The organism is Brevibacillus fluminis (assembly GCF_003710825.1).
Classification (GTDB): Bacteria; Bacillota; Bacilli; order Brevibacillales; family Brevibacillaceae; genus Brevibacillus_D; species Brevibacillus_D fluminis.
Genome location: NZ_RHHQ01000008.1, coordinates 136,208 through 151,865, shown reverse-complemented (window position 1 = coordinate 151,865; position 15,658 = coordinate 136,208). Strand labels below are relative to the sequence as shown.

Sequence of the window (15,658 nt, the reverse complement as noted above, 5' to 3'; positions counted from 1 at the left end):
TCTCCCCAAAATAGATAGTTGAAGAAAAGATGCGTTCAGGTATCATAGATACTAGAGCATATAAACGGCAATTGGTTGTTTGTGCAAAAAAGGGGGAGAAACCGGTGGAAGAACGAGATTTTCTTCATCCGGAGTATTTTATTAACCGTGAAATGAGTTGGTTGGCGTTTAATGCTCGCGTGATGGAAGAAGCATTGGACGAATCAAATCGGGTGCTGGAGCGTCTGAAATTTTTGTCGATCGTTTCATCGAATTTGGATGAGTTTTTCATGGTTCGGGTGGCAGGGCTGAAGGACCAGGTGAAGGCAGGATTCCAGAAGCCAGACCCGTCAGGAGCTACGGCCAAGGAACAATTGCGTATGATCAATGTTCGTACCCACCAAATGGTGGAGCGCCAGTACCGTTGCTTTCGGGAGGAAATCATCCCGGCACTGGAGGAGCAAGGCATTTACTTTGTAAAGCTGGAACAATTGTCCGAAGAGCAGGAAGCTTTTATCGATAGTTATTTTGACAATCATATTTATCCGGTGTTAACCCCGTTAGCGGTCGATCAAAGCCGGCCGTTTCCGCTTTTGTTGAACAAAAGCTTGAATCTGGCTGTGATGCTGGAACGCAAAAAAGCAAAATCCAGCAAAAAGGTATTTGCCGTCGTGCAGGTACCCGCAGTTTTGTCACGATATATTGAACTTCCTAGCCCGGTGGGTAAGGTTTTCATACTATTGGAAGATGTTATTAAGAAATATAGCAATCGTTTGTTTAAAGGAAATGAAATCAGCTCCGTCTATCCGTTTCGTATTACGCGCAACGCGGATATGTCGCTGGATGAAGAGGGCGCCGAAGATTTGTTGAAGGAAATCGAAAAGGAATTGCGCAAGCGAAAATGGGGTTCAGCCGTTCGCTTGGAGATCGACGGTCAGATGGATGAAGATGTAAGGTCGATTCTTCAGGAAGCGCTTGAAGTCCATAACCGCGATATTTATCCGATCGAGGGCCCGATCGACCTGACCAAATTTTTCAGCTTTGTCCAATTCCCAGGATTTGAGCATCTCCGCAACGAAACAAACCAGCCACAGCCGCCAGCCGATCTGATCGGGGAGGACGACATTTTCGAGGCGATCTCTGAACAGGACATTTTGGTGCATCACCCGTTTGAGTCGTTTGATTGTGTCGTCGATTTCGTGACGAAAGCGGCGGATGATCCGAATGTGCTCGCGATCAAGCAAACCTTGTATCGTGTCAGCGGTGACTCGCCGATCATCAAAGCACTGGCAAGTGCGGCTGAAAAAGGTAAGCAAGTAACAGTGCTGGTAGAATTGAAAGCGCGCTTTGATGAAGAAAACAACATCAACTGGGCGCGTCAGCTGGAAAAATCGGGCTGCCAAGTCATTTACGGTTTGGTTGGCTTGAAGACACACTGCAAAATTACGCTTGTCGTGCGCAAGGAAGGCGATAACATTCGCCGCTATGTTCACTTAAGCACAGGCAATTACAATAACAGCACGGCACGGCTGTATACCGACCTCGGCTTGTTCACAAGCAATCCTGATCTTGGTGTCGACGCGTCCGCGCTGTTCAACGATCTGTCCGGTTATTCCGAGCCGCCTGAATGGCGCAAGCTGGAGGCCGCGCCGAAAGGGCTGCGCCGCAAGTATTTGGACATGATCAAGCGGGAGATCGAAACACATACGGAGGAAAAGCCAGGGCGGATCATCGCAAAAATGAATTCGCTCACCGATGAGAGAATCATTATGGCGTTGTATGAGGCTTCCTCAAAAGGCGTGCAGATCGATTTGATCGTGCGTGGGATATGCTGCTTGCGACCAGGCATACCAGGCGTGAGCGAAAATATTCGCGTACGCAGCATCATCGACCATTATTTGGAGCATAGCCGCATCTTTTACTTTGCCAATGGCGGCAACCCGCGCGTTTATTTGTCCAGTGCGGACTGGATGACCCGCAATTTGGACCGTCGCGTGGAGCTGCTGTTCCCGATTGAGCAAAGCGATCTGGTACAGCGAGTGGTCGACATTCTGCACGTTTATTTATTAGATAATACAAAGGCACGTGAGCTCGATTCGAACGGCATTTATCACCATGTGCAGCCGGGGGAAAGCGTGCCTTTGATCAACAGCCAAATGTACTTTACACAGCTGGCGATTGAAATGACGGAGAGAAGGCAGAAGGAAACGGCCGGTCCGTACAAACCGGCGGAGGAATGGGTGCTCTAAGGAACGCTAATACTATGCAGGGGAGGTGAGCAATCATGTTGCTGACATGGGTTGCCAGCCTTCTCCTGCTAGGTTCGTCCGTAAGCCCGCAGGGGCAGCTAACTCTGGAACTGGCGGGAGAATCGCTGGAAGTTGTAGAAAAAGAAGCATATCTACTCCCAGTTTCACCAGGATTGCCTGTTATTGATCCGGACAAGCTGGAGAAGCTTCTCTTGAAAGTGGAGCGGCGCGTTTATCAGGAACCGAAGAATGCGACGACAGATGAGGCGGGCAAACTCGTCGCCGAGAGAAACGGGCGGCAGCTTGACCGCTTTGCTTTGGAACAAGCTCTTTACCACGGCATGTATGAAGGGGCTGGGGCTAAGATCAATGTGCCCGTTCAGCTCATTTTGCCGCGTGTAGATCGACAGCTGCTGACGCAGCTAGCGGAGAAGCGAATTGGTACCTATACGACCTACTTCAATACCAATAACAGAAATCGCGTGAACAATATTGCCCTTTCTGCCAAGTCGCTCCATAACTACGTGGTATTTCCCGGGGAAGTTTTCTCGTTCAATAAAGTGGTCGGCATGCGAACAAAAGAGAAGGGGTATAAGGAAGCGCCAGTCATTGTGCGGGGAGAAATTTCCGAAGGAGTCGGCGGCGGAATATGCCAAGTTTCCTCGACCTTGTTCAATGCTGTCGATCGAGCGGGATTACATATCGTGCAGCGATATTCACACAGCCGGCAAGTCCCTTATGTACCGCCGGGTCGGGATGCGACAGTCAGCTGGTACGGCCCGGATTTCAAGTTTCAGAACAAGTATGCCTATCCGATTTTGATCCGCACGTATTCCAAGTTTGGCCAAGTTTCCGTAACCATTCATTCCTTTAACGAAATCGAATATGACCCGCGCGTCGTCCCCGGTATGTTTACCGAGCTGTATGAAGTCGATGTTCAGGATCTAGTAAACGAAAAAAACACTCCTCCTTCTCCATAGCGAGAAAGGGAGTGTTTTTTGGTAAGCGGCTTATAGCAGATGTCTGACCCACAGTACGATTCTGCCGACGATATAGCCGAGCACGATCACCCAAAAAATTTTGCCCCAGATAGAGAGGCCGGCTATATATTCACGCAGGCTTTTGCGATTCGTTGGTTGGTTCATTCGCGGTCGCTCCTTTAGTCATTTTATTAGTTTGCACGAACAGAAAGATTCCAAACAAGATGATGGCGCCGCCAACCCATTGCGGAACGGTGATGGTTTCGCCCAAAATGAAATAGGCCAAAATGGATGTGCCCACTGGCTCACCTAGTATTCCCATGGAAATTGTTGAAGTATTTAACCATTTGATTACCCAATTGAAAATGGAGTGGCCGAGGAGCGTTGGAATGAGAGCGAGACAGAAAAACCAAAGCCAGTCAGAGTTCGGGTATCCAGTCAGTTTGATCCCGAGCGATGCATCGTAGGCAAATAAAAAGATCGTGCTTGCGGAATAGACGACAAGCGTATAGGCGGTCAGCGAGAGTCCTTGGCGTACATATTGACCGATCAACCAGTAAACGGTCACGGTGAGTGCACCGAGCAATGCCAGCACATCTCCGAAAAACGCCATACCGCCGACTCGAAAATCTCCCCACCCGATGACAAAACTACCAGCGATGGCAAGGAATCCACCGCAAAGGCCAAGCTTGCTAATTCGCTCGCCGAAAAAGAAATAACCGCCAATAAAGGCGAAAATCGGCTGCAACGTCACCAATACGGTTGAACTGGCGACAGATGTATAATTGAGCGATTCGAACCAGAGCAGAAAGTGGCTGGCCAAAAAAGCACCGGAAAGAAAGCTAAGCAGCCATTGTTTTCGATTCATCCGTAAAATTTCACGAAAGATTCCTTTCGACCAGAACAACATCGGAATGGTCAAAAGCACGGAAAACGCAAGCCGGTATGTTGCCGTTATGGGAGCCGGTGCGCTCGACAGCTTGACAAAAATCGCTGAGGTGGAAACGGCGATCACACCGATCAACAGTGCCAAATATGGCGAAAATGCAGGCTTTTGTTGCGTTTGCATGGGGTGTGGAACTCCTTCTTTTCTACGCATCAAACATAAGCGACCCCGAAGGCACTCACCTTCGCGAGGTCATAACCCCTATTCTACTGCTTGTCCCTTTTTCCGACAATCGTTTTGTCGCGCTGGAACAAATTCCATGCATCTTTTGCCTGATTTCTTTGCCCTATGGTATGATGAAAGGTATACGTGATAAGGATTTGAGAGGAGTCGAACGGATGGGCCATTTAGTGCTGATTGACGGAAACAGTATCGCGAACCGCGCGTTTTATGCGTTGCCGCCGTTATCCACATCCAGCGGGTTGCACACCAATGCTGTGCTTGGCTTTACAACGATGCTTCTGAAAGTGTTGGAAGAAATGAAGCCGACCCATCTGCTCGTTGCATTTGATGCGGGTAAAGTCGTTTTTCGCCATAGCGAATTCACTGAATATAAAGCAGGGCGGGCCAAAACCCCACCTGAGCTGTCCGAGCAGTTCCCTGTGCTGCGCGAGCTTCTGGACGCGTTTTCGATCCACTGGACAGAATTGACTGGCTATGAAGCCGACGACATCATCGGCACGCTGACGCGCCAAGCCGATGCGAGCGGTCTTGCCACGACGGTCATTACGGGAGACAAGGACATGCTCCAGCTAGTCTCGCAGCATATCTCCGTTGCATTGACCCGCAAAGGCGTGAGCGAGCTAGAAATGTACGATGTTGCGGCGATCCAAGAAAAGTACGGACTTGCGCCACTGCAGATCATCGATTTGAAAGGCTTGATGGGCGATACGTCGGATAATATTCCAGGCGTGCCTGGCGTCGGCGAAAAAACCGCAATGAAGCTCTTGCACGAATACGGTTCGGTTGAAAGCGTCCTGGAAAACATCGATGCGGTCTCCGGCAAAAAGCTGCAGGAAAACCTGCGCAACAATGTAGAGCAAGCCAAAATGAGCAAGACGCTGGCGACGATTTTCCGCGAGGCGCCAATTGAAATCGAAACGGAAAAAACGACCTATGCTGGCTATAATGGCAAGGTCTTGGTTGATTTTTTTAAAAAGCTGGAATTCAAATCGCTGATTCCGAAAGTGAAGGTTTCCGCAGAGGATGAAGCGGCGGAAGAAATAAGCGGAGAGCAGGCACCAAGCTTTACGCATGAGGTCGTCACGCTCGAAAACCGCGACCAGTTCGCTCATTTGCTCGGCTCGCCGATGAGCTTCACCGTAGAGCTTGACGGTGAAAACTATCACCGGGCGCCGGTGCTAGGATTCGGATTGGCATCTGCAGAGAAGGCGCTATTTGTCCCAGTCGATGTCGCCACTGGGTGGGAAGCTTTTTCCGCTTGGCTCGGCGATGCGAGCATGGAAAAAATCGTCTTCGACGGCAAAAAGGATACGGTTGCATTGGCGTGGCACGGTCTTGAACTACGCGGCGTTACGCTGGATGTATACCTCGCTTCCTATTTACTCAATGCGGCAGAGAGCAACCCGACGCTTTCTGATGTGTCCGCACTTTACAGTGAGCTGCGTGTAGCATCAGACGAAGAGATTTATGGAAAAGGGGCAAAACGCGCTCTACCTTCCGCAGAAAAGCTGGGAGAGCATGTTGCCCGCAAAGCAGCAGCGCTTTGGCAAAGCATTCCGGCTGTGAAGCGCGAGATCGAGGCGCACCAATTGGAGGAGCTGCTGTTTACGCTTGAAGGCCCGCTCAGCCTTGTGCTCGCCCAGATGGAGCATACCGGTGTCAAAGTCGATGGAAGCCGTTTGGAAGCGATGGGGGTCGAGCTGGACAAGCATCTGGAACAGCTGACAACCCAAATCCATGAGCAGGCTGGCGGAAGTTTCAATATCAACTCGCCGAAGCAGCTCGGTGAAGTGCTGTTTGACAAGCTCGGCTTGCCGGTCTGGAAAAAGACGAAAACAGGACCGTCGACCAGTGCCGATGTGCTGGAGAAGCTGGCGCCGTATCATCCGATCATCGAGATGATCCTGCATTTCCGCCAGCTAGGCAAGCTGCGATCGACGTATATCGAAGGGCTGCTCAAAGAAATCCATCCGAGAACGGGCAAGGTGCACACGCTGTTCAATCAGGCGTCGACCGCGACCGGCCGTTTAAGCAGCACGGAGCCGAACCTGCAAAACATCCCGATCCGTTTGGAGGAAGGCCGCAAGATCCGGGAAGCCTTCGTCCCTTCCGAATCGGGCTGGTATATGCTGGCAGCGGACTATTCGCAGATCGAGCTGCGGGTACTTGCCCACATTTCCCAAGACGCCAACTTGATCGATGCGTTCCAAAAGGGGATGGACATCCATACCCGGACCGCAATGGATGTATTCGGTGTGGCGGAGAATGAAGTGACTTCGCTGATGCGCCGTCAGGCGAAAGCGGTGAACTTCGGGATCGTTTACGGCATCAGCGATTACGGCTTATCGCAAAATCTGAACATTACCCGAAAGGAAGCGGCAGATTTCATTGAGCGTTATTTTGCCGTATTCGCTGGGGTAAGAAAATATATGGATGACATCGTCAAGCAGGCCAAGCAGGACGGTTATGTGACGACCTTGTTGCATCGCCGCCGCTATCTGCCTGACATTACAAGCAGCAATTTCAACCTGCGTTCGTTCGCCGAGCGTACCGCTATGAATACGCCGATTCAAGGAACGGCCGCAGACATCATCAAGCTCGCGATGATCCGCATGCAGGAACGACTGCAGGCAGAAGGCTTGCACAGCCGCATGCTTTTGCAAGTGCACGATGAGCTTGTTTTCGAGGTACCGGAAAACGAGCTGGAAACGATGCGCAAAATCGTGCCGGAAGTCATGGCCGCTGCGATCAAGCTCGACGTTCCGCTGCAAGCGGATGTAAATGACGGTCGCACCTGGTACGAAGCGAAGTAAATGCGCTTGATACGCAACGGGAGGAACTTGACACATGCCTGAATTGCCAGAGGTGGAAACGGTTGTCCGTACGCTTCGCAAGCTTGTGGTCGGCAAGACAATTGACCAAGTCATCGTCCATTTGCCTCGAATTATTCGCAGGCCGGACGATGTCCAGCATTTTTGCGCGCAATTGGCCGGACAAACCATCCACCGCATTGAACGACGCGCCAAATTCATCTTGTTTGTGCTTGATCACGATATTTTGATTTCTCATTTGCGGATGGAAGGACGTTATGGTCTATACCAGCCCGGCGATGAGGTAGAAAAGCATACGCATGTCGTTTTTCGATTCACCGACAAAACCGAGCTGCGTTACCGCGATGTGCGCCAGTTTGGGACGATGGACCTTTTGCCGGCCGATGTGGCAATGACGGAAGAGCCGCTGGGCAAGCTGGGGCCAGAACCGCTTGACGAGGGCTTCACACCCGCCCAGTTGAAAAAAATGCTGAAAGCGAGAACGACAAAAATCAAACCGCTTCTGCTAAACCAAGAATTTCTTGTCGGCTTGGGGAATATTTATGTGGACGAGGCGTTATTTCGGGCAAGCATACACCCGGAACGGCCAGCGGGCAAGCTGACATCCAAGCAGGTCGCGCAATTGCATGATGCCATCGTGGCGACTTTGCAGGAAGCGGTCGATCAAGGGGGCAGCTCCATCAAGTCGTATGTAAACGGCCAGGGCGAGATGGGGATGTTCCAGCAGTCGCTGAAAGTGTACGGGCGCAAAGGAGAACCGTGTGAGGTTTGTTCTACGCCGATCATCCGCTTCGTGGTGGGCGGGCGCGGGACCCACATCTGTCCTCGGTGCCAGAAGGAATAACAAGGAGGCGAAAACCATGATAGTAGGGCTTACCGGGGGCATTGCCACCGGAAAAAGCACTGTGACTGCCATGCTGAGGCAGCGTGGGTACACAGTCGTTGACGCCGACCAGATTGCGCGAGAAGTAGTCGAACCGGGCATGCCGGCGTACCAGGCCATTGCTGCTCATTTCGGCTGTGAGGTGTTAAAGCCGGACGGCCAGCTTGATCGCAAAAAGCTTGCGGAAATCATTTTTGCCAATCAGTCGGAGCGTCAGGTGCTGAATGGAATTATCCATCCGGAAATTCGCCGTGAAATGCGTGAACAAGCGGAATCAGCGGAAAGCTCCGGTAAAGCGATTGTGTTCATGGATATCCCCCTCTTGTATGAAAGCAAATTGACGCATATGGTCGATAAGGTCATGGTCGTGTACGTCGACCAAGCGGTCCAACGGGCGCGTCTGATGGAGCGGGATGAGCTGGATGAGGTTCAAGCCAACCGCAGGCTGGAGGCGCAGATGGCGATCGATGAGAAGAAAGCCAAGGCAGACTATATCATTGACAATCATGGCACACGCGAGGAAACGGAACGACAAGTTGACGCTTTATTGGCAAAACTGCAAGCGGAGTTGTCATAATGCGGCGGAAAAAAGTGATCTGGGTATTGTTGGCTGTGCTGATGGTCGTGTTTATGGTCATCAATTCGCCGATGGTCTGGAAATGGATGTACCCAGTGAAATATCATCAAGAAATTCTTCAGGCAGCCGAACGCTATACGGTCGACCCGCGGCTGATCGTCGCGATCATCCGCACGGAAAGCAATTTCGAGGAAGGTCGCGTTTCGCGAAAAGGCGCGCTTGGGCTTATGCAGCTGATGCCTGACACCGCTGATTGGGTGATCAAACAGGGCGGATTCAAGGAGCTGACGGTGGCCGATCTGGAAAAGCCGGAGGCCAACATCCAGGTGGGAGCCTGGTATTTGTCCTATTTGTTAACCAAATTCGAAGGCGAGCTCGTTCCGGCGATCGCCGCCTACAATGCGGGGCCGAGCAAGGTGAACAATTGGATGAGCCAAAAGATGTGGAACGGTTCACCGGATTCGCTGGAGAACATCCCGTATGGCGAGACGCGTCATTACGTGCAGCGCGTGCTTTATTATCAGCAGCGTTACAATCAGGTATATAACGAACGCCTTGAATAAGGTACGGAATGCGTCTTTTCCACGTGGGAAAGGCGTTTTTTGTATCTTGTCCAACCGCAACGTTGGCCTTGTTTTTCTCGATGAAAAAGTCCAAATATTTATTTTTCAGTAAAACACATTGATAATTGTGACATACTTATTATAATAGAGATAACGGAATAAGGATAACCTATACTCCAGGAAGGGGATTTATTATAATGACTATCAAAATTGGAATCAATGGTTTCGGACGAATCGGACGTATGGTATTTCGCAGAGCGATACAGGACCCTAACATTGAAATCGTCGCCATTAATGCCAGCTATCCCCCTGAAACTTTAGCACATCTGCTCAAGCATGACACCATCCATGGACGGATGAACAATAAAGTAGAAGTGAATGGAAACCAAATCATTGTTGATGGCAAACCGACTGTCGTCTTGTCGGACCGCAATCCGCTGAACCTGCCTTGGGGCGACCTCGGCGTTGAGATCGTGGTTGAAGCGACTGGCAAATTCAAAGATCGTGAAGGTGCAACCAAGCACCTGCAGGCGGGCGCGAAAAAAGTCGTGATCACCGCTCCAGCAAAAGAAGAAGACATCACGATCGTAATGGGTGTAAACCACGACAAATACGACCATGAAAACCATCACATCGTTTCGAATGCATCCTGCACAACCAACTGTCTGGCTCCTGTAGCAGATGTGCTGCACAAAGCATTCGGCATCGAGTATGGCATGATGACAACGATCCACTCCTACACCAATGACCAAGTGAACATCGACAACCCACACAAAGACCTGCGCCGTGCACGCGCTTGCGGCCAATCGATCATTCCAACGACAACAGGTGCAGCTCGCGCGGTAGGCAAAGTGCTGCCAGAGCTGAACGGTCGTCTGAACGGATTCTCGCTGCGTGTGCCAACTCCTAACGTTTCCGTAGTCGACCTGGTGGTCAACGTGCAAAAGAGCGTAACGGCTGAGGAAGTAAACCGCGTTCTGCGCGAAGCGGCTGAAGGGGAAATGAAAGGCTATATCGAATTCACGGAAGAGCCGCTCGTTTCCAGCGATTTCAACGGAAACGATCATTCCTCTATCATCGATGGGCTTTCAACAATGGTAATGGGTGACAAGCAAGTGAAAGTAATTGCGTGGTACGACAATGAGTGGGGCTATTCCTGCCGTGTAGTTGACCTCGTTCGCCACGTGTCGGATATGAAAAACCCAAGCAAGGAAGTAGCAGCGGCAGGCGTTCGCGGCTAAAGCTTGAGCAGCAACCGCTGTGAACACGATGCATTCATTCGTGTCCGCAGCGGTTTTTTGCCAAGTGGGCTTCCGTAAGTGAAAAACCCCCTGCTTACCGGTTGAGCGGTGCAGGGGGTTTTTACGGTTATTTATTGGATGCATTCGGCAAGCTGAACAGTTCTTCATCATCAAAGCCGATGACAAACAGCTTCAGTTCTTCGCGCAAATCCAATTCGTACGGCATGCGCAGCTCGTTACCTCGACCATCGCGCATGACCCGCACGGTCGGGCGATGGCTGTAAAGCGGATCGACCTTACAGATGACGCCGGCTTCGCCCGTATTCAGTACCACGGAGGTACCAAGCGGGAAAACAGCGATGTGCTCGCGGAACGCTTTAATCAATTTGAGCTCAAACATATGTCCGCCGGAACCCATCAAATATTCGAGCGCATCCTGCGGCAAAAAGCGTTTCCGCCATGGACGCGGGGTCGTTAAATTGTCATAGACATCGCAGATACCGACGATTTGGGCGTATTCATGGATTTGCGACCCTTTCAAGCCTTGCGGATAGCCGCTTCCATCGAGGCGCTCATGATGCTGCAGCGCGACGTGTGCCGACAAGAGGGAGATGTCATGCTGCTTGCGGAGAATGTTGAAGCCCATCATCGCGTGCTGCTTGGCATATTCCATTTCCTCGTCAGACCATCTCGTCTTTTTCGTGGTCATCTCCTCAGGAAGGTCAATTTTACCGATATCATGCAGCATGGCGCCGATGCCCAGCTCTTTCAGTTGCTTGCTGTTGTATCCAAGCGACATCCCGACTGCGGTAGCCATCACGGCGACGTTGACCGAATGATGATAGATAACGCCTGGCTGCGAGCAGAGATTGGTCAGATGAAGCAACATCTGCTCATTCGCCATCAAGTCTGACAAAATCGAGTGGAAGACCTGCTGGAAATGCATGCCCATATCTTTTACAGATACGCGGCGCGCGACCTTGTTGGAATTCGTGATTTGCCGAACGGTGCGCTGGATCGTATCCACCGCTTTGTTCCGCGTCTCAGGGGTAATCATATCGGGTACAATAATGTCATTGGTCCGCGGATCATCGATATAGATTGAATCGATTCCGGACCGGATTAAACCGAGGATGAGCCGATCGGTTAACAGGACACCTGCGCCAAGAAGAACCTTACCATCATCTGTGAAAATTGTTCTACCAAGCTTCATGCTAGGCTTCGCCTGTTTGATTGAGACCAAGCGCATTCTTTCCATCCTCCCGTGTCCAAATACATGTTTTCATTGTAAAGAAACATAAAAAAGATGGAAATAGGTAATAGGATTGGAACTTGACTAGGCTGTTAAGATGAGGGACACTGAAAAATAAGGATTGCCAATTCTGGAGTTGATAGTTCATGCGATGTCCGTTTTGTGAAAGTAATAGTACGAGGGTATTGGACTCCCGTCCGTTCAACAACAATAAATCCATTCGCCGCCGCAGAGAGTGCGAAGAATGCGGCCGCCGGTTCACTACGTTTGAGGTGTACGAAGAGACGCCGCTTTTGATCGTCAAAAAAGATGGCACTCGGGAAGAGTTCAGCCGCGAGAAAATTTTGCGAGGGCTGATTCGCGCTTGTGAAAAAAGACCCGTGTCTTTGGAATCACTGGAAAATATCGTGAATGAAATTGAAAAAGAACTACGCAGCTCCGCTCACTCGGAAATCCCCAGCAAAGATGTGGGGGAAAAAGTGATGGAGCGGTTATACTACGTAGACGAAGTGGCGTATGTGCGCTTTGCTTCCGTCTACCGTCAGTTCAAAGACATCAACGTGTTCATGCGAGAACTGGAGGAGCTTTTGGCGCAAGCACGCACAAACCCCGAAAATTCCTGATAACGGCGGGGAGGGGGAACCAAATGAAGATGCCTTGGCCATCCCGATGGATGGGAGTCGTCTTTCTTTTGCTTGTCTTGCTTGTGAGTGGCTGTTTCCATCGTAATGGCCAGACGTTTTCCACGGGCCAGGAGACTGGTAACGGTACCTCCGTTCGTTTGGCAGAAGAATCTCCGGGCTATGTGGCTGCCAAAATGCCAGCCAGACATCAGTTGCCGGCACAGGCGGAAAAGAGCGCGGGAAGTCAGCCAACAACTGACCTGGCATCGACCGAACACCGGATACAGACCGCCGTGATCGCGTTGCCTGAGCATTATCCAGCTATCGACCCGCTCGGATTGGACAAGCGGGAGCAGGAGCTGACCCCGATTGAACGATTTACCTATGTGGGGCTTATTCAGGCGCGTCCGGATCAAATGTATGCACCCGCCCTCGCTTCTACATATCAAGCTGAAACGCGCGATGGCAGAGCCGTTGTCACCGTACGGCTGCGCCCTGGCTTGAAGTGGCCGGACGGAACGGCTGTCACCGTCGACGATGTCCGGGCAACGCTGGAGACATATGCGAGACCGGAGTTTTACGGGATTTGGCGCAGTCAGTTGGCCGCGGTCGAAGGGGCTTCCACCTATCGTGCTAGGAGAGCCAACCATATAAGCGGGATCATAACCGATCGAGCCAGCCAAACGGTCACGATTCGTCTTGTGCAGGAGGACCGTTCGTTTTTGCCGATCTTGACTGCCCCGCTGCTGTCAGCAAGGCAGCTTACTGGAAAAGACATGCAGCAGCTCGAACAGCTTTCACGAGCTGGGCAGCTGATGGGGCTGGGGCCGTTCCAGGCACAGTCGGTAGAGGCAGCAGACTGGACATTTACTGCCAATCCCCATTACTACGCAGGTACACCCCTGTTAAAAGCTCTCCAGGTGCGCAGGTTGCCCGCTGATCGTATGGAAGCTGCGTTACGTGCAGGCGATGTGCACATGGCATGGGTTTCGCCAAAGCAGGCGGCACTTTTGGGCAAACGGCTGCCGGCGCATTTGCGGCTTCTTACGACAGAGGCTGCCGGCTATCATTTTCTTGGCTTTAACCTGTCAGTGGGGGAAACTGCCGATCCTGCTGTAAGGCTCGCGCTGGCTCGGGCGCTACCGCCGAAAACGATTGCGCGGGATCGCTTTTTTGGGATGGGCAAAATCGCGGACGGCCCGCTTTCCCCGCTTTCTTTTGCATACAAGCCGCAGCCGCTTCAGGTCTATGATCCAAAACGGGCGGCCCGTACGCTTGCAGAAAAGGGCTACAGCAAGGCCCACCCGCTTTCGCTTGTCATTGCCTATCCGCAAGACGCTGTGCGTGAGAGGCTGTTTACGGCCGTCCAGGAAGCATGGCGCCCTCTGCCGGTAACGCTTACGGCAAAAGCGCTTCCTGCAGACGAATTCGCCGCATATGTTTTTGGAGCAAGCCCGTATGACTTGTATTTATTCGGCTGGAAAGACGGGCCGGATCCTTCCGTGCTCTCCCGCCTTTGGCACAGCCGGGAAAAAACGGGCGAGCTTGGCTTTAATGCGTCCCATTATCACAACGTTGAAGCGGATCGTCTGCTCGATCGGGCCAACCGCTTTTTGCCAGAGGATGAACGCAAGCGCTTGTATGGCAAGTGGCAGAAGCTGTTTTCGCAGGACTTGCCCATCATGCCGTTGCTTCGTCTGCCGGATTCATATGCGGTGGCGAAAATGCTGCATGGCGTTGAGACAAATGGCGCAACGAATCCGTTTGAAAATGTCTGGAAATGGTCGCTGGGGGAGTAGACGAATTTGCTTACTCCCAGTTCCTCCCCCTACTCTTCCTCTCCGAAGAGATGGTATAATGAGTAGATCAATACTGACAGGAAGGGTTGGAGCGATTGCGCCTGGTATGGAATGAATTAACACCGAACGACCGTTATCTGGTGCGTACCGTACGACCGATTAGCTTTGCGGAGATGGGATTTGCCACCCATCTCTATTTGCCTTTGATAGGAATTGACTCGTATTCGCTGTACCAGCTTCTGATTCATGAAGTTCAGGAGAACAGCGGCGCCTCTGCGGAAAGCACGCATCGCGGTCTGCTGCTGATGACCTCATTGACGCTGGATCGGTTGCTGGCGGGGCGGGAGCGGCTGGAAGCGATGGGGCTTTTGGAGGTCCGCCGCCGAGAAAACCGACAGCGTGACTATATTTTCGAGTACACCCTAAAGCCGCCGATGTCGCCGAAGCAGTTTTTTTCCGAGGACATTTGGCCGGTGATGCTCTTGAACCAGGTGGGAAAAACAAAGTTTGAGCAAATCAAGCGCAGGTATGCGGATGCGCTGGCTTATGCGTTGGAAGAGGAGTATCCATTTGAGGAAAACCTCACCAAGCCGTTTTACGAGGTGTACCATACGCTCTCCGCATCGGAGCTCGATGTGCGGCCAGGTACGGAGACGGACCGGTTTTTGCACCAGATGGAGGAGCGCTACCCGGCGGCAGCGATGGATGGCAGCTACGTGGCACAGACGCCCGAGCAGTTTAGCTTATCCTCCTTGCGCCTGAATCTTCCAAAGGAACTGAATCCAACTGATATTTTCACGAAGGAAAATATCGAGTTTTTCTACAAGCTGATGCATTTCTACCAAATCGACAGCTGGATGCTGGGGGTGGAGCTGGGGGACTGGACGCTGTTCAAGCACGGACAGCTCGATCCGTCCGCCCTGCGCAAACGGCTGATGCAAAAATACGTGAACAAAGAGCAGAGCGCCCCACTGGCGCAAGATGCCGATTTGACGGCTGGCACTGTGCCGGAACCGACCAATCCGGGCTTTAGCCGGGTTTGTCGGAAGTACTCGCCGCTCCTTTTGCTTGAGCAAGTCGTTGGGGGCCGGATCAATAAGACGTTCGTGGAGCGGGCCGAGACGCTTGTGTTCTCGGATGGCCTGACGGCGGAGGTAGCCAATGCGCTCTTGTTGCATACGATGCGCAGTACGCAGATGGAGCTGCCAAAGGCGTATGTGGAAACCATTCGCGATAGCTGGAAGGCGCAGCAAATCACGACGGTAGAAGCGGCGATCAAAGTGCTGCAGGAACGCACGGAAGCACAGACCAAAGCGGTGGAGCAGGCCAAGCAGCCGACAAAACGCGAGACGGCTGTGGGAACGGGTAACCGGCGCACCAAAGCGATCCCGCAGGACAAGCTGCCCGCCTCGGTGCAGCGTCAGCTTCAGCGGGAGCAGGAAAACGCGGAAACGACCGATTCTGCCAAAACGAAAAAGACCGTCAAAGATGTACCCGAGATCAATGCGCTCCTGCAATCGCTGCGCAATCGGGAGAGGGGAGGGTGAGTCTG

General features: G+C 52.0%; 13 protein-coding genes. 10 read left to right on the top strand and 3 right to left on the bottom strand.

What is annotated here, in order from left to right:
- Nucleotides 1–29 precede the first annotated feature (29 nt).
- Nucleotides 30–2,228, top strand: a complete 2,199-nt coding sequence (locus tag EDM56_RS10130; protein WP_122917796.1) for an RNA degradosome polyphosphate kinase — start codon at nt 30–32, stop codon at nt 2,226–2,228.
- Nucleotides 2,229–2,263: 35 nt separating this feature from the next.
- Nucleotides 2,264–3,208 (top strand): VanW family protein, encoded by a 945-nt coding sequence (locus EDM56_RS10125; RefSeq protein ID WP_122917795.1) that lies wholly within the window; start codon nt 2,264–2,266, stop codon nt 3,206–3,208.
- 30 nt (nt 3,209–3,238) lie between these two features.
- On the opposite strand, the gene EDM56_RS32075 is transcribed toward EDM56_RS10125, so the two are convergent.
- Nucleotides 3,239–3,373 (bottom strand): hypothetical protein, encoded by a 135-nt coding sequence (locus EDM56_RS32075; RefSeq protein WP_281274949.1) that lies wholly within the window; start codon nt 3,371–3,373, stop codon nt 3,239–3,241.
- Entirely contained in the window at nt 3,339–4,277 is a 939-nt protein-coding gene (locus tag EDM56_RS10120) for a DMT family transporter (protein WP_122917794.1), read from the bottom strand. Before EDM56_RS10120 ends, EDM56_RS32075 begins: the two co-directional genes overlap by 35 nt.
- Before the next feature lie 215 nt (nt 4,278–4,492).
- Here EDM56_RS10120 and polA point away from each other — a divergent pair, with 215 nt between their 5' ends.
- From polA to EDM56_RS10095, 5 genes are all read left to right on the top strand, one after another.
- Nucleotides 4,493–7,150, top strand: a complete 2,658-nt coding sequence (gene polA, locus EDM56_RS10115; RefSeq protein ID WP_122917793.1) for a DNA polymerase I — start codon at nt 4,493–4,495, stop codon at nt 7,148–7,150.
- A 34-nt stretch (nt 7,151–7,184) separates the two neighbouring features.
- Nucleotides 7,185–8,012, top strand: a complete 828-nt coding sequence (gene mutM / locus EDM56_RS10110) for a DNA-formamidopyrimidine glycosylase (RefSeq protein WP_122917792.1) — start codon at nt 7,185–7,187, stop codon at nt 8,010–8,012.
- Between the two features lie 16 nt (nt 8,013–8,028).
- A complete protein-coding gene (coaE, locus tag EDM56_RS10105; protein WP_122917791.1) occupies nt 8,029–8,628 on the top strand; it encodes a dephospho-CoA kinase in 600 nt (199 codons plus the stop codon).
- A complete protein-coding gene (locus tag EDM56_RS10100; protein ID WP_122917790.1) occupies nt 8,628–9,191 on the top strand; it encodes a lytic transglycosylase domain-containing protein in 564 nt (187 codons plus the stop codon). The genes coaE and EDM56_RS10100 overlap by 1 nt, the downstream gene beginning before the upstream one ends.
- A gap of 197 nt (nt 9,192–9,388) precedes the next feature.
- Nucleotides 9,389–10,432 carry a glyceraldehyde-3-phosphate dehydrogenase gene (locus tag EDM56_RS10095; protein WP_122917789.1) on the top strand — a complete coding sequence of 348 codons (1,044 nt, stop codon included), beginning with the start codon at nt 9,389–9,391 and terminating at the stop codon, nt 10,430–10,432.
- A 127-nt stretch (nt 10,433–10,559) separates the two neighbouring features.
- On the opposite strand, the gene EDM56_RS10090 is transcribed toward EDM56_RS10095, so the two are convergent.
- Complete coding sequence (locus tag EDM56_RS10090) at nt 10,560–11,681, bottom strand: HD-GYP domain-containing protein (RefSeq protein ID WP_122917788.1); 1,122 nt, start codon at nt 11,679–11,681, stop codon at nt 10,560–10,562.
- Between the two features lie 149 nt (nt 11,682–11,830).
- On the opposite strand from EDM56_RS10090, the gene nrdR reads away from it, so the two are divergent.
- The 3 genes from nrdR to EDM56_RS10075 all read left to right on the top strand — a co-directional run bounded on the left by nrdR (nt 11,831) and on the right by EDM56_RS10075 (nt 15,653).
- Complete coding sequence (gene nrdR, locus EDM56_RS10085; protein ID WP_122917787.1) at nt 11,831–12,307, top strand: transcriptional regulator NrdR; 477 nt, start codon at nt 11,831–11,833, stop codon at nt 12,305–12,307.
- Between the two features lie 23 nt (nt 12,308–12,330).
- On the top strand, nt 12,331–14,106 hold the full coding sequence (locus EDM56_RS10080; protein WP_122917786.1) for an ABC transporter substrate-binding protein: 1,776 nt from the start codon (nt 12,331–12,333) through the stop codon (nt 14,104–14,106).
- Nucleotides 14,107–14,201: 95 nt separating this feature from the next.
- A complete protein-coding gene (locus tag EDM56_RS10075) occupies nt 14,202–15,653 on the top strand; it encodes a DnaD domain protein (protein WP_122917785.1) in 1,452 nt (483 codons plus the stop codon).
- Nucleotides 15,654–15,658 lie beyond the last annotated feature (5 nt).

Coding starts and splice junctions, on each gene's coding strand:
- EDM56_RS10130 (WP_122917796.1), top strand. CDS start 30: ATGCGTTCAGGTATCATAGATACTAGAGCATATAAACGGCAATTGGTT.
- EDM56_RS10125 (WP_122917795.1), top strand. CDS start 2,264: ATGTTGCTGACATGGGTTGCCAGCCTTCTCCTGCTAGGTTCGTCCGTA.
- EDM56_RS32075 (WP_281274949.1), bottom strand. CDS start 3,373: ATGAACCAACCAACGAATCGCAAAAGCCTGCGTGAATATATAGCCGGC.
- EDM56_RS10120 (WP_122917794.1), bottom strand. CDS start 4,277: ATGCAAACGCAACAAAAGCCTGCATTTTCGCCATATTTGGCACTGTTG.
- polA (WP_122917793.1), top strand. CDS start 4,493: ATGGGCCATTTAGTGCTGATTGACGGAAACAGTATCGCGAACCGCGCG.
- mutM (WP_122917792.1), top strand. CDS start 7,185: ATGCCTGAATTGCCAGAGGTGGAAACGGTTGTCCGTACGCTTCGCAAG.
- coaE (WP_122917791.1), top strand. CDS start 8,029: ATGATAGTAGGGCTTACCGGGGGCATTGCCACCGGAAAAAGCACTGTG.
- EDM56_RS10100 (WP_122917790.1), top strand. CDS start 8,628: ATGCGGCGGAAAAAAGTGATCTGGGTATTGTTGGCTGTGCTGATGGTC.
- EDM56_RS10095 (WP_122917789.1), top strand. CDS start 9,389: ATGACTATCAAAATTGGAATCAATGGTTTCGGACGAATCGGACGTATG.
- EDM56_RS10090 (WP_122917788.1), bottom strand. CDS start 11,681: ATGCGCTTGGTCTCAATCAAACAGGCGAAGCCTAGCATGAAGCTTGGT.
- nrdR (WP_122917787.1), top strand. CDS start 11,831: ATGCGATGTCCGTTTTGTGAAAGTAATAGTACGAGGGTATTGGACTCC.
- EDM56_RS10080 (WP_122917786.1), top strand. CDS start 12,331: ATGAAGATGCCTTGGCCATCCCGATGGATGGGAGTCGTCTTTCTTTTG.